Source organism: Corynebacterium sp. HMSC069E04 (assembly GCF_001813175.1).
Taxonomy (GTDB): domain Bacteria; phylum Actinomycetota; class Actinomycetes; order Mycobacteriales; family Mycobacteriaceae; genus Corynebacterium; species Corynebacterium aurimucosum.
Genome location: NZ_KV811704.1, coordinates 41,046 through 53,783 on the forward strand (window position 1 = coordinate 41,046; position 12,738 = coordinate 53,783).

A 12,738-nucleotide genomic window follows, 5' to 3' on the forward strand; every position below is an offset into this window, starting at 1 on the left:
CGCCGTTAACCACTGTTGGCTAACAGCGAGGGGGCTAGTCAGAGCGCTACCTACTTCCAGTGGGAAGAGGAACGCTTGGTCATCTGCTCACGGTACTGCTGGGTGGTGGTGGGCAGGAGCTCACCGGTGGCCCAGTCCAGGATGACGCCGTAGTGGCGGACCAGGTCGAGCTGGTCCAGCTCGCCCGCGTTGTAACGCTCTGCCACGGATTCCGGGTCCTCCGCCAGCTTGTCTAGGCGGGAGGAGCGAAGTTCCTCACGTAGCTTCGTGGTTTCCTCCTCATCGAGCTCGTACTCATCGATCTCGGGGTCGATGGCGTGGATGACAACGCCGTAGTCTTTGGCAGCACGGCCCACGGACACGTAACCGTCGATGACGTCCTCCAACACGGCCTGCGGGTCGCGCTCCAGGGCATCGCCGAATCCGCCACCACCGGCAGAGGGGCGTTCGAAGGTATCGCCCGGGCCGACTGGCACGTTGGAGAAGAGCGCGCCGAGGTACTTCTCATCCGGGGTGCCGCGGTTGAGCCACACGCCCTGCGGGATAGAGGGCAGACCACCCTCAATGCCCCAGGTGACCGAACGGGAGCGGTCACAGCAGTAGCTCATCACCGTCTGGTTCGCGTCCGTGAGCACGCCGCCCTTGGATACGCCGACGCCGCCGCGGAACTTGCCGGGGCCAGCCGAGTCGGTGACCAGCGCGTGGTGGCTGGTGATCACAGGGGAGAGGCGCTCCTGGCCTTCCACCGGCTGGACCGCCAGGCCCGGACCGAAGACCGGTGCGGTAGCAGAAGAACCATCGCGGTCGACGCGACCGCCCCAGCCGCCGGCCATCCAGTCGTACCACATGAAGAACTCGCCCTTATCCTGCGGTTTCTTCGCATCACGCGTATCCCAACCGCCGATGAGCAGGTATTCCAGGTTGAAGGCGCAAGCCATGGCGCGCTCCTGCATGAGCTGGGACCACAGCTCGAAGACGGCGTTCATGATCTTCTCGAAAGGGCCGGAACAGAAGCCGGTCACCGCGTGCGGCATTCCGGCGTTGACCACGGTTCCCTCTGGGCCGAGGTCGATGTCCATGGCGCGGTAAAGACCGGAGTTCAGTGGAACGTCGGGGAAGAAAGTCTTCGTACCGGCGACGATTCCAGAGAACGCGGAGCCATAGCCGGCGTTGAGGAAGCTGGCGACCGCCGGTGCGGAACCATCCAGTGAGTAAGAGAGGCGCCCGCCCTTGATGCGCATTGTCACCTTGATGGGAACCAAGCCTTCTTCCTTGGCCGGGTCGAGGTCGATGTAGTCGGTGGTGGACCACTCGCCGTCCTCCAAGTCGGCGACGCGGGCGCTGACGATGTCTTCCACGTAGTCCTGGACCTCACGCAGTGCGGTCCGCACGATGTCGACCGAGTACTTGTCCACGAGACGGTGGATTTCGCGCTCACAGACTGCGGTCGCCTCAGCCTGGGCCTTGAGGTCACCCATGACGATCTCTGGGCTACGGGTGTTGCCCGCTAGGAGCTTGGCCACGTCCTTGAGGAACACGCCCTTGGACCACACGCGCACCGGGGTGATGCGCAGGCCCTCGGTGTAGTAGTTAGTGGCGGACACATCGAAGGAGCCAGGCACGGAGCCACCAGCATCAGCCCAGTGGCCCTTGTTCTGCGCGAAGGCCAGAAGCGTGCCCTCGTAGAAGATGGGGCGTAGGAAGGACACGTCATTCATGTGCGTGCCGCCCTGGTAGGGGTCGTTGATGGCGAAGACATCGCCTTCGTGGATGTCATCGCCGAATTCCTCGAGCACGGCCTGGCACTGGAAGTGCAGCGTGCCGACGTGGACGGCGATGTCCTGGTCACCCTGCATGACGGTGTTGCCTTCGGCGTCGCAGAGCGCGGAGGAGAAGTCGCGCGAATAAATAACGAAGGAATAGCAGGTGCGAAGAATCTGCTCGGACATGAGGTTGACCGAGGTGGCAAAGGCGTTCTTGAGCACCTCGAAGGTAACCGGGTCGAGCGTACGGCGGCTGGAAGAAGACGGCGACGGCTTCTGTGGCTGTGTCTGAGTAGTAGTCATGTCGATTCCTTTCAAAGGAGAGTCTTAGGCGAGCGTCTTAGGCGTTGGTCGCCTTGCCGATGTGGATGCGGATGTTGGACCACTCATCAATTTCTGCGCGGTCACCAGGCGGAATGACGGTGGTGGCGTCGAATTGATCGATGATGGCGGGGCCGTTGAGCTTTGCGCCGGCCTTCAGATCCGGGCGGTGGTAAATCGGGACATCGGCCCAGCCGCCGTGCGCGGAGAAGTACACAGGGCGGGTGGTCTCCGGGAGCTCTGCCTCGTGCTCTTCGACGTCATAGTGCTTGAAAGGCGGGTTCTCCAGCTCACCGATAGCGATGAGGCCAATCTGGTAGAACTCCACAGCGCCTTCGCGGTCGGCGAAGGAGTACTCGCGCTCGTGCTCATCGTGGAACATGGCGACGGCATCATCGAGCGGGTTATCGGACTCGGGGATTTCCACCGTCAGGGAGCGCCACTGGCCGCGGTAGCGCATGGACGCAGTCAGCTTGAACTTCATGCGCTCCTCAGGCACGTGCTCCTTGTGGAGGCGCTCGCGGGCCTCGGAGATGAGCGCTTGGAATTCCTTGCGCAGGTCCGCGGTGTCTACCTCGCCCACGGGTGCTTGGTACATCTTGGTGATGTCGTGGCGGATATCCACGAGCAGGCAGCCCTGTGCGGAGGTAACGCCCGGGTGCGGCGGGACCACGACGGTGGGGATGGAGAGGTCACGGGCCACCTCGGCACCGTGCAGTGCGCCGGCGCCGCCGCCGACGACGAGGACGAAGTCACGCGGGTCGTAGCCGCGGCGGATGGACAGTAGACGAACGGCGTCAGCCATGTTGGCGTTGGCCACCTGCACGATGTTTTCCGCGGCAGTCTCGGTATCGAGGCCGAGCGGATCTGCGACCGTCTTGTTGACGGCTTCACGCGCGGCATCCGGGTTGAGCTTCAGCGCGCCGCCGATGAGTTCGGTGCCGAGGCGGCCGAGGGTGACATTGGCATCGGTATTCGTGGCTTCGGTGCCGCCGCGCTCGTAACAGACCGGCCCCGGATCCGCACCGGCCGACTGCGGACCATTGCGCAGGGATCCTGCCTCATCGATCCAGGCCTCCGAACCGCCACCGGCACCGATGGTGCCCACCTCAATGGACGGGAAGCAGATGGGGAAGCCGTACTCGACCTGCCACTGCTTGGTAATGCGAATATCACCTTCGTAGACCAAGGCGATGTCGGTGGAGGTACCACCCATCTCCAGGCCGATGGCGTTGGAGTAGCCGCAGCGCGTAGCGATGTCCTGCACCGCGATGGCGCCGGCGGCGATACCGGAGGCGGCCAGGCGGACCGGGTAGCGGGAGACCATCTCCGGGGTCATGGAACCGCCGCCGGAGTGGAGGAGCAGCAGGTCACCGTCGTAGCCGCCTTCCTCCAGCTGGCGGGATAGGCGGTTGACGTAGCCGGAGACGAGCGGGGCTAGGACCGCATTGGCGACGGTCGTGGAAAAGCGGTCGTGCTCGAAGATCTCCGGGAGGATTTCGGAGGAGGTGGAGATAGCGGCGTCGGGAAGCTCCTCGCGCAGGATCTCGGCCATGCGTTCCTCGTGGGAGGCGTTGGCATGGGAGTTGATGAAGCAAATCGCCACAGTCTCAATCTTCTTGCGGCGCAGGATGCCGGCGATGCGGCGTGCCTCTGCCTCATCGAGCGGGGTGACCTCTGCGCCGTCGAAGTCGATGCGCTCTTCGACCTCGTAGCGGTCGCGGCGGCGGATATAGGGCTCCGGAACGTCGTGGTAGGCATCCCAGAGCTCATCCTTGGTGCCGTCACGGATCTCCAACACATCGCGGAAGCCCTTCGTGGTGATGAGCGCTGCCGGCGGGAAGCGGCGCTGGATCAACGCATTCGTGGCCACTGTGGTGCCGTGGGAGAACACCTCGACCTGGTTGAGCTGGACATCGGCCGACTTGAGGCCGTTCATCACCGCCTTCATCGGGTCATCCGGGGTGGAGGGAACCTTGGCTACCGACAACTCGTGGGTCTCGGTGTTAACAATCGCGACGTCGGTGAACGTTCCGCCGACGTCAACGGATACGCGAAAAGGCTTGGTCTCCGTCATGGTGTGGACCTCTCTTTCAAAAGATGGTGAATTCGGTTGAGAGGAATCTTGATATGGCACGAGGAGGGGAGCAATGGAGAAACAGTGAATCAAGATGGAAAACGGTGGAGGAAACTCCAAAAAGCCAGGTTGCAGGGCGCTAGAATTACCTGATTAAAAGTAAGATAGGACACTATTTTTTGGAGGATTAAGTGGCGTCACAAGAAAGTCCGGTGTTGCGGATCGCCGATCTCGTCGTGATGGAGCCGCGGCTGCGGCGCCTGAGCAAGCCGCTTGAGGATGAGAATTTTGTGGGGCTGTGCGCCGAGGGCGATGGGGACGTGGCGGGCTGGCTAGTCCTTCCCCAGCCGGCGGGAAGCCCACGCACCATCCAGCGCCGGCTGGTCGACGCCGCCGGGGTCATCTTCCTCGACTCCGAGTTCGATGAGCAGGAAGTCCTGGACTCGGTAGAGGGAACCGGCGCCCTCCTGTACGGCACCGATGGGATCACGCGCCAAGATATCCGGCGCGCGGTGGATGAGCTTTTGCGGCGCCAACCCAACCTGGCGTCCTGGCGCAAGCTCAGCACCATCGGGCAATTAAGCCCCGGGTTGGTTAACCCGGCGCCGGAGTCCGAGATCCTCGCGCGATTTGCCAGGTTTAGTGGAGATTCCTTGCTGTTGTTGACCGTTGATGGTCGGGTTATTGCCGCCGCCGGCGAACTGCCCGCGCGTAGTATCGCTCGTTCCCTGTCGGTGGTGGTCAACCACAGCACCACGAGCATGCACGTGGGGCGTTGGAAGGTCTTTGCCCGGTGGCTTGACATTGCTGGTGAGAGCCCCTCCTTCGACCATGGCTACTGGCTGATCCGGGGGCGGCAGACCAGTCAGGATGCAGACTTCGATGACCCCGCTTTCGCAGCGCTGGAGGAACTGCTCACCGCTTCCCTCATGGCGCAGAGAAACATCCTGCGCAACCACGTTGCCGAATCGAGCGCGTTGATGGTGGCGTTGTGCGATGAGAATTCGAATAGGGAAGAAGTGGCCACCACGTTGCGCAGGCGGGGCTTTTCGGAACACGCGAAAATGCGCCTCATCGTTTCCGATTCCGTCAAGGATTCCTATCGCAGTGATGTGCGCGACAAAGCTTTCGCCGTGGCCCAAGATGCGGGCGTGCCACTGGTGCTGGGATATGTGGCTGGCCGTACCTGCGTGCTGACGACGCAATCGGGTACGGAGACCAAGATTGCGGATGTGCTCTTCGGCTCAGTGGGGCTTTCCGACGGCTTCGATACCGTCGAGGAAGGCCCGCAGGCGTGGCTGCAGGCATTGCTTGCCGCTGTGGTGGTGGAGCGGAAACATTCCTTGCACCTGCAAAGCATGGAGTTTTCTCAGTGCAGTGCCATTGAGAAGGCAGCGGCCTACCTGGGGCAGCGCGGCCTCGAAGATGCAGTGGGGCAGCTCGACCGCGCCATCGGCTCCATTAAAGATGGGGAAGAAATCTTCCACGCTTATGAGGCCGAAGGGTTTTCTGTCGCCCGCGCGGCCAAGGTCGTGGGTGTACATGCCAATACGGTCCGGCACCGGTTGGAGGCACTGGCGGAACGTATTCGCTTCTCCGATGCAGACCTGGTCCTGTGGGCGCTGTGGAAAGCGCTGCGCCCCCGTATGCAGCGCTAGGCGGCTGGATGCGGGGGCACGGAGAAGGTGTGAGGGCAGAGAGGGGGAGTGGAGAGAACTACACCTTCTTCTTGCTGCGTGGGATGGGCTTGCCGGTAATGAGCGCGTGGAGCTTGCCATCGCCGATCTGCATGTCCTCCGGGAGATCCGCGGAATCAACCTCCGTCATGATTTCCTTGATGAAGTCAGACTCCGGGATGGAGGAGTTGCGAGCAATGGCCACGAGTTCACGCATCTCCTCATCGGAGAGGTGGTTGTCATTCTCAAAGCGCTTCTTGAGGAGCTCGCGTGCGCGGCGGCGCAGGTCCGCTTCGGACTGCAGCTCCCCGCGGTTCTTCAGCCAGGCGAAGCCGATGATGAACATGATGGCGATGCCCATGTAGCCCAGAATCGGGTAAACCCAGCCGATGAGGTTGGAGAAGCCAATGAAGGAGAGGACAAAGCCGATGAGCACGGAGATGACATAGACCTTGTAGAAGTGCTGCGGCTTGCCGCGGGTGAGGCGCTTGGCAAAGGCATAGAACATGCCGATGGAGGTGTTATAAATCATGCCGTAAATAGCAACGGACATGGCGACACCAAGCCACGGGTGAATCTGCTCAATCATGGCCAGCGTTGGCATCTCAGCCTCGGTGATCGGGCCCACGGAGACGTAGAGGCCACCGACGAGGACCGCCAGCAGGAACAGGAAGCACAGGCCGCCGAGGATGCCGCCGTAGCCCACTTCCTTAGCATCGAGGAAGTTACCGCCAATAACGATCATCATGGAGACCACGACGATGACGTTAAGACCCAGGTTATTGATAGAGGAGACCCACCAGTTCGGCAGCGTCGTCGGCAGCTGCTGTGCCTGCTCGTTGAGGTGCGACCAATCGGGGTTGGACGTGAGCACGGTATAGACCGTGCCGATGGTGAGCAGGACGATGATGAACGGGGTGATAGCGCCGATGGCGATGGTTACCTTGTCCACGTCAAGCAGGCCAGTTAGCAGGGTGAGCACGAGCATGAGGACCGCGCCGATCCATACTGGCCAGCCCCACTGCTGGTTAAGGTTGGCGCCGGCACCGGCGAACATGGCGAAGCCGATGCAAAAGAGACAGGTCAGCGTGGCGAAGTCGAGGACCTTCGACACAATGGGGGTGGACACCGCGTTGAAGACGGAGGTGTGCTCCTTGGCACGGTGATAAGAACCTAGTTGGAGAATAGTGATACCGGAGATGGTCATGGCCAGTGCAGCAACGATGGCACCGACGATGCCCATGTTGCCGAAGGCAACGAAGTATTGAAGGGCCTCGCGGCCGGAAGCGAAGGAGGCACCCGCGAGTACGCCGATGAAGGCCATCGCGATGCCGAATGAGCGTTTAAGCATGGTGAACCTAACTTTAGGTGGACAGAAATAGCTACTTATGCAAACGGGGCAGGCTGCCTTTGAAGGTGCCTGCCCCGTGCGTGATGGAGCGGAAGCTTCTAGTTCGCTGCCGCCTTGATGAACTCGGCGACGACTGCGAGCTCTTCCTCGCCGCGGTCAATGACACCGGCGGAGGTGAACAGCCCGTGGTGGTAGCCCAGAAGGTGCTTGTGCGTGACGTCGACGCCCGCCTTCGCCAGCTTGCCGGCGTACTCGATGCCCTCGTCCGCGAGCGGATCGTTATCCACCGTGATCACGAGTGACGGGGGCAGGCCCTCCGGTAGCTCTTCTAGCAACAGCGGGGAGAGATCCGTTGCCGTGCGCTGTGCCTCCTCCGTGACGAAGGTATCGATGAACCAGCGCATGGTGTCCGATGCCAGCGGGAAGCCCTCCTCCAAGCGCTTGTAGGAGGCACCGTTCTCGGTTCGCTCGCGGGAGCAATCCGTGATGGGGTAGAGCAGGATTTGGGAGCTGAGCTTGGCGACGTCTTCTTCGCTCACAAACTCGTTCGCCAGGGTGGCGGCGAGCTGGCCGCCGGCCGAGTCACCCGCTACCGCGATGGAGGTCACGGTCAGGCCGTGCTCGGCCTCAGGGTTGGACAACCAGCGGTAGGCAGCGCGGCAATCGTCGATAGCCGCCGGGTAGGTGTGCTCCGGGGCAAGGCGATAGTCCACCGCAACGACCGGGAGACCGGTCAGCACCGCGATACGGCGTACCGAGGAGTGGTGGGTCTCCAGGTTGCCCATGAGCCAGCCGCCGCCGTGCATGTAGAGCACCGCTGGGGTCTCCTGGCCGCGCTCCGCCTCCGGGCGGGGGTCGTAGAGGCGAACTTGGAACTGGTCAACCTGGAAATCCGTGGTCGCGGGTTCCTTCTCCTCGTGGAGCGGGTTGGCGTGGGCCGAGGCTACGTAGTTCTCACGCACCTGCGGGATGGGGAAGTTATGGAAGGACTTCGCCCCACCATCGCGGAAAGGTTTCAGCGCTTTCCACGCATCCTCAGCGACGGGACGCCCGGAAAAATCGTCGTGCAGAGTGTGCATTGTGAACTACCTCCTAGACCAGCTCGTAGTCGTTGAGCTCGAGCTTGTCGGTCAGCTCGTAGTACTCAGCGACGTTGCCGGACCAGTTGTTGATGACGCGGCCTTCTTCGTTCTTGTACCAAGAGGAGCAGTCAGCGGAGAACGCAGATGCCTCGAGCTCCTTCTGGATCTTGGTGTTGAACTCGTCGATGACGTTCTTCTTCACGTCGAGGGCTGCCTCTGGGTTCTCGCGCAGGTAAGCAACGGCCTGGGAGATGTAGCGGTCCTGTGCCTCGAGCATGGCCACCACGGAGTGGTGGTTGAGGTTGGTGTTCGGGCCATAGAGCATGAAGAAGTTCGGGAAGCCGTCCACGGTCATGCCCAGGTAAGCCTCCGGGGAGTTACCCCAGCGCTCGCGCAGGTCGACGCCATCGCGGCCAGCAATCGGCAAATCACCCTGGAACTCCTGGGAGTGGAAGCCGGTGGCGTAGATGACCACGTCAAAGTCGTGCTCTGCTCCGTCATCGGTGCGGATGCCGGTCTCGGTGAACTTCTCGATGCCAGCGGTGATGAGCTCTACGTTGTCACGGTTGAAGGTGGGGTAGAAGTCATCGGAGCGCAGAATACGCTTGCAGCCGAAGGCGAAGGTCGGGGTGAGCTTCTCCACCAGCTCCGGGTCGTTGACCTGGGAGCGCAGGTGCTCCATGGCCTGCTCGACACCCTCAGCAGCGGAATCGGTGCCCTTACGGGTGCGGTCGAAGCCCTCCTCGCGGACCTCGTGGATCTCCTGGCGGATAGCGCGGTAGGAATCCGGGTTCTCCTGGAACTCCTTAAGTTCCTCATCGGTGAAGATGACCTGGTTGCGCGGCAGGATGTAGTTAGCGGAGCGCTGGAACACGGAGAGCTTCTCCGCCACCTTTGCTACCTCCGGAACCAGCTGAACTGCAGAAGCAGCGTTGCCGATGACGGCGACCTTCTTGCCGGCCAGGTCAACGTCGTGGTTCCACTCGGCGGAGTGGAACTGCACGCCCTGGAATGCCTCGCGGTTCGGGAAGTTCGGAACCTTCGGCTTGGAGAGCTGGCCCCACGCACCGACGAAGACGCGGCCGTAGTAGGTCTCACCGTTGGCCTCGATCTCCCAGGCCTTGAGGTCTTCCTTCCACTCGGCGTTGGTGATGCGGTGGTTGAACTTGATGTGGTCGTAGAGGTTGAACTCCTCAGCAAGAGCCTTGAGGTAGCCCTGCATTTCGTCCTGACCGGCGAACATGCGGGAGACGCCAAGGTTGAGGAAGTAGGAGTAGCAGTAGATCAGAGCCTGGGTATCGCAGGCAGCACCCGGGTAGGTGTTGTCGCGCCACACGCCGCCGACCTCATCGGCAGCCTCGAGGATGAGGAAGTCTTTCTGCTCGTCGCGGACCAGCTGGGCGCCCATGCCCAGTCCGCCGTAGCCGGTGCCGAGGATGATGCAATCGTAGATCTTCATAGTGGTGTGTCTCCTTTTAGACGGTGGTGGTGTGGATTAGTTTGCGCGGATGGCTTCGGCCAGGACCTGGAGGCCGTCGCGCAGGGTGGACTCATTGATGACCAGCGGGGGCAGGAGGCGGATGACGTTGCCGTCGAGGCCGCAGGTGAGGATGAGCACGCCCTGCTCGCGGCAGGTCTTGGCTACCTTGGCGGTGAGGTCAGCGTTCGGCTGGTTGTTGTCGTCTACCAGCTCGATGGCGATCATGGCGCCGCGGCCGCGGACCTCGGCGACGGTGGTGAGCTCGAGCAGCGGCTCCAGCTCCTCGCGGGTGATGGCCTCGATCTCGCGGGCGCGGGAAGCCAGATCCAGCTCCTCCATCTCCTCGAAAGCTGCCAGGGAAGCAGCACAGGCCACCGGGTTACCGGCGTAGGTGCCACCCAGGGAGCCCGGGTCCGGGGCATCCATGATCTCGGCGCGGCCGGTCACAGCGGACAGCGGCATGCCGCCGCCCACGCCCTTGGCGGTGGTGATGAGGTCCGGGATGATGCCCTCATCGTCGCAGGCGAACCAGGATCCAGTGCGGCAGATACCGGCCTGAATTTCATCGGCGATGAAGACAACGCCGTTGTCGGTGCACCATTCCTGCAGTGCCGGGAGGAAGCCCTTGGCAGGCTCGACGAAGCCACCCTCGCCCTGCACCGGCTCGATGATGACGGCAGCCAGTTCTTCGGTGCCGACGTACTGCTCGATGTAGCGCAGGGTGCGCGCTGCAGCCTGCTTGCCGTCGAGGCCGTCGCGCAGCGGGTAGGACATCGGCGCGCGGTAGATATCAGCGGCCAGGGTGCCAAAGCCTTGCTTGTAGGGCTTGTTCTTGGCGGTCATGGTCATGGTGAGGTTGGTGCGGCCGTGGAAGGCGCCGTCGAAGACCACAACGCGGTTCTTGCCGGTGTAGCGGCGAGCGATCTTGATGGCGTTCTCCACCGCCTCAGCACCGGTGGAGAAGAGGCAGGTCTTCTTCTCGTGGGTGCCCGGGGTCAGCTCATTGAGCTTCTTGCAGACATCAACGAAGCCCTGGTACGGAGCATTGAGGAAGCAGGTGTGGGTGAGGTGGCTGGCGGCCTCGGCCACGGCCTTGGCAACGCGCTGGTTGGAGGCGCCGACGGAGGTCACGGCGATGCCGGATGCGAAGTCGACGATGGTGTTGCCGTCGACGTCGACAAGCACGCCACCGTCACCGTCGGTGATGTAGGAGGGGTAGCCCGGGATGACGCCAGCAGCGACGTCTGCTTCACGGGCGGCATTCAGCTCCTGGCTGCGGGGGCCAGGGATTGCGGTGGAGACATTCCGCTCCTGGGGGAGGCGGTGCTTGAGATCCTGCATGCTGTCTGCTCCTTAATACTCGGAATTTTTTATGACGTGGGTCATTCTTATGGCTAAACTTCAGAAGGGCCATAGACAATCTGGTGAAAGAATGGTGAGAATTTGTCCACAATGGATACGGGGGTAGCGGTCGGGCTGGAAGAGGGGAGCGTTTCCCTGAGATGGTTGGCTAATCAGCCTGATTTGGGGATAGAAATTCTGCACGATTGTGGGCGCCCTTTTTCCGTAATGCACCCGTGTGAGCTGCGCGATCCCCGTGAGTTTGTGGGTTCTGGGGTGGTTATCCTGCTTACCGGCATGGCCTTTGAAGGGAAGTCGGAAGAGCTGGCGGAGTACATCCACAGGGTGGCCGAAGGCGGGGTAACGGGGGTGGGTTTCGGCGTTGGGATTGCCTTTGCCGAGGTTCCGCCCGCCATGGTGGAGGCCGCCCGGGAATGCGATATTTCGCTCTTCACGGTGGCGCGGCGTGTTCCCTTCGTTTCGGTACTCGCGCGTCTCCACGACGAGCTTCAGCGTCAGCGTGAGGAAGGCCTGGAACTCTTCATTGCGCAGCAGGGTGCGCTTAACGACGCCGCCATCGCCGGTCTCGATGCCCTCGTGGATAAGGCCGGACACCTGTTGGGGGCGCACTGTTGCCTCGTGGATAAGGACGGACGGGTCTTCGCGCAGTCGAGTCACCCCGGCCTGCCCCCAGTGGAGTGGGGCCCGGTAATTACCGATACCCGCGCGCAGAACTTCTACGCCGCGCGCCGCGTCGGCGGGTGGAACGTCTTGGCCCAGCGCTTGGCCGATCACGGTGCGCGCTCCTTCGGGCTGCTGGCGGTGGCGCGTGAGAGTTTCGGTGTGAACGAGCGCGCGCTGCTCAAACAGGCTGCAGGTCTCGCGGAACTCACCGTGAAGCGCCCGCAGGAGCTGCGGCGCACCCAAAACGAACTCAACTCCATGGCCATGGCCATTCAGTTGGGCATGGACCAGCCGGAAGATCCCATGCGCCGCATCTTCCACATGGTGGGTGATGCGCAGGGTCGGGTGCGTCCTGTGCTGGTGAAATCTGAGGGGGAGCGCGCCCACCAGCGCTTCATTCAGGCGTTGGACGCCCGACTGCAGGAACACGGGCGCTTGCTTTTCGAGTACGCGCTGGATAACTCCTCCAGCCTCCTGCTCTTTAGGGGGAGCCGTTCGATGAAGAACTTGCAGGACTTGTTGCGTGATATTCGGGGAAGCAAGCGCATCGTCGTGGGGCAACCCATGCCATGGGGCGAGCTGGGAGTGGGAGTTGTCCGTGAATTGGAATCCTTCGCCTTTGGGCTGCAGCCAGGAATGTTGGCGGGACCAGAATCGCGGACGCTGAGCTGGACCAGGGATCCCAGGGTTAAGGGCGCGGTGCACAATCGCGCCGAAGAAACCTGGGGCAAGGTGCGCGCGTACGACGCGGAGCACGGCACCGAATTGGCGGAAACCCTGGAGGTCTACCTGCGCGCGGGTGGCCACGTGAGCCGCACCGCTGAGGAACTGCAATCGCATCGGCATACCGTTCGCAAGCGCATCGCGGACTTGGAGGCTCTCCTCGAAGTCGACCTCAAGGATCCTCTCGTGGCGGCGGAGCTGCTCATCCTCGGGGTCAGCGTTCCGAACTGAGTCCTCAAC

Annotated in this window: 8 protein-coding genes; 2 read left to right on the forward strand and 6 right to left on the reverse strand. The window is 62.3% G+C overall.

What is annotated here, in order from left to right; genetic code table 11:
• Positions 1-50 precede the first annotated feature (50 nt).
• Positions 51-2,066, reverse strand: a complete 2,016-nt coding sequence (locus tag HMPREF2896_RS11630) for a hydantoinase B/oxoprolinase family protein (RefSeq protein WP_070644210.1) — start codon at positions 2,064-2,066, stop codon at positions 51-53.
• Positions 2,067-2,103: 37 nt separating this feature from the next.
• Complete coding sequence (locus tag HMPREF2896_RS11635) at positions 2,104-4,161, reverse strand: hydantoinase/oxoprolinase family protein (RefSeq protein ID WP_070719595.1); 2,058 nt, start codon at positions 4,159-4,161, stop codon at positions 2,104-2,106.
• A gap of 191 nt (positions 4,162-4,352) precedes the next feature.
• Here HMPREF2896_RS11635 and HMPREF2896_RS11640 point away from each other — a divergent pair, with 191 nt between their 5' ends.
• Entirely contained in the window at positions 4,353-5,819 is a 1,467-nt protein-coding gene (locus tag HMPREF2896_RS11640) for a helix-turn-helix domain-containing protein (RefSeq protein WP_070719596.1), read from the forward strand.
• Between the two features lie 58 nt (positions 5,820-5,877).
• On the opposite strand, the gene HMPREF2896_RS11645 is transcribed toward HMPREF2896_RS11640, so the two are convergent.
• The 4 genes from HMPREF2896_RS11645 to gabT form a co-directional block, all read right to left on the reverse strand.
• Complete coding sequence (locus HMPREF2896_RS11645; RefSeq protein ID WP_070446244.1) at positions 5,878-7,188, reverse strand: YkvI family membrane protein; 1,311 nt, start codon at positions 7,186-7,188, stop codon at positions 5,878-5,880.
• A gap of 98 nt (positions 7,189-7,286) precedes the next feature.
• Positions 7,287-8,267, reverse strand: coding sequence for an alpha/beta hydrolase (locus HMPREF2896_RS11650; RefSeq protein WP_070719597.1), 981 nt, complete (start codon positions 8,265-8,267; stop codon positions 7,287-7,289).
• Positions 8,268-8,280: 13 nt separating this feature from the next.
• Positions 8,281-9,729: a flavin-containing monooxygenase gene (locus tag HMPREF2896_RS11655; RefSeq protein WP_070446241.1), complete on the reverse strand. Its 1,449-nt coding sequence runs from the start codon at positions 9,727-9,729 to the stop codon at positions 8,281-8,283.
• Between the two features lie 36 nt (positions 9,730-9,765).
• Positions 9,766-11,091 carry a 4-aminobutyrate--2-oxoglutarate transaminase gene (gene gabT / locus HMPREF2896_RS11660; RefSeq protein ID WP_070644200.1) on the reverse strand — a complete coding sequence of 442 codons (1,326 nt, stop codon included), beginning with the start codon at positions 11,089-11,091 and terminating at the stop codon, positions 9,766-9,768.
• Positions 11,092-11,202: 111 nt separating this feature from the next.
• Between gabT and HMPREF2896_RS11665 the strand changes: the two genes are divergently transcribed.
• Positions 11,203-12,729 carry a helix-turn-helix domain-containing protein gene (locus HMPREF2896_RS11665; protein WP_371325892.1) on the forward strand — a complete coding sequence of 509 codons (1,527 nt, stop codon included), beginning with the start codon at positions 11,203-11,205 and terminating at the stop codon, positions 12,727-12,729.
• The last annotated feature ends 9 nt before the right edge of the window (positions 12,730-12,738 follow it).

What these genes read in the sequence shown, in the direction of transcription:
- HMPREF2896_RS11635 (WP_070719595.1), bottom strand. Translation starts at nt 4,161, where the DNA reads ATGACGGAGACCAAGCCTTTTCGCGTATCCGTTGACGTCGGCGGAACG.
- HMPREF2896_RS11645 (WP_070446244.1), bottom strand. Translation starts at nt 7,188, where the DNA reads ATGCTTAAACGCTCATTCGGCATCGCGATGGCCTTCATCGGCGTACTC.
- HMPREF2896_RS11650 (WP_070719597.1), bottom strand. Translation starts at nt 8,267, where the DNA reads ATGCACACTCTGCACGACGATTTTTCCGGGCGTCCCGTCGCTGAGGAT.
- gabT (WP_070644200.1), bottom strand. Translation starts at nt 11,091, where the DNA reads ATGCAGGATCTCAAGCACCGCCTCCCCCAGGAGCGGAATGTCTCCACC.
- HMPREF2896_RS11630 (WP_070644210.1), bottom strand. Translation starts at nt 2,066, where the DNA reads ATGACTACTACTCAGACACAGCCACAGAAGCCGTCGCCGTCTTCTTCC.
- HMPREF2896_RS11665 (WP_371325892.1), top strand. Translation starts at nt 11,203, where the DNA reads ATGGATACGGGGGTAGCGGTCGGGCTGGAAGAGGGGAGCGTTTCCCTG.
- HMPREF2896_RS11655 (WP_070446241.1), bottom strand. Translation starts at nt 9,729, where the DNA reads ATGAAGATCTACGATTGCATCATCCTCGGCACCGGCTACGGCGGACTG.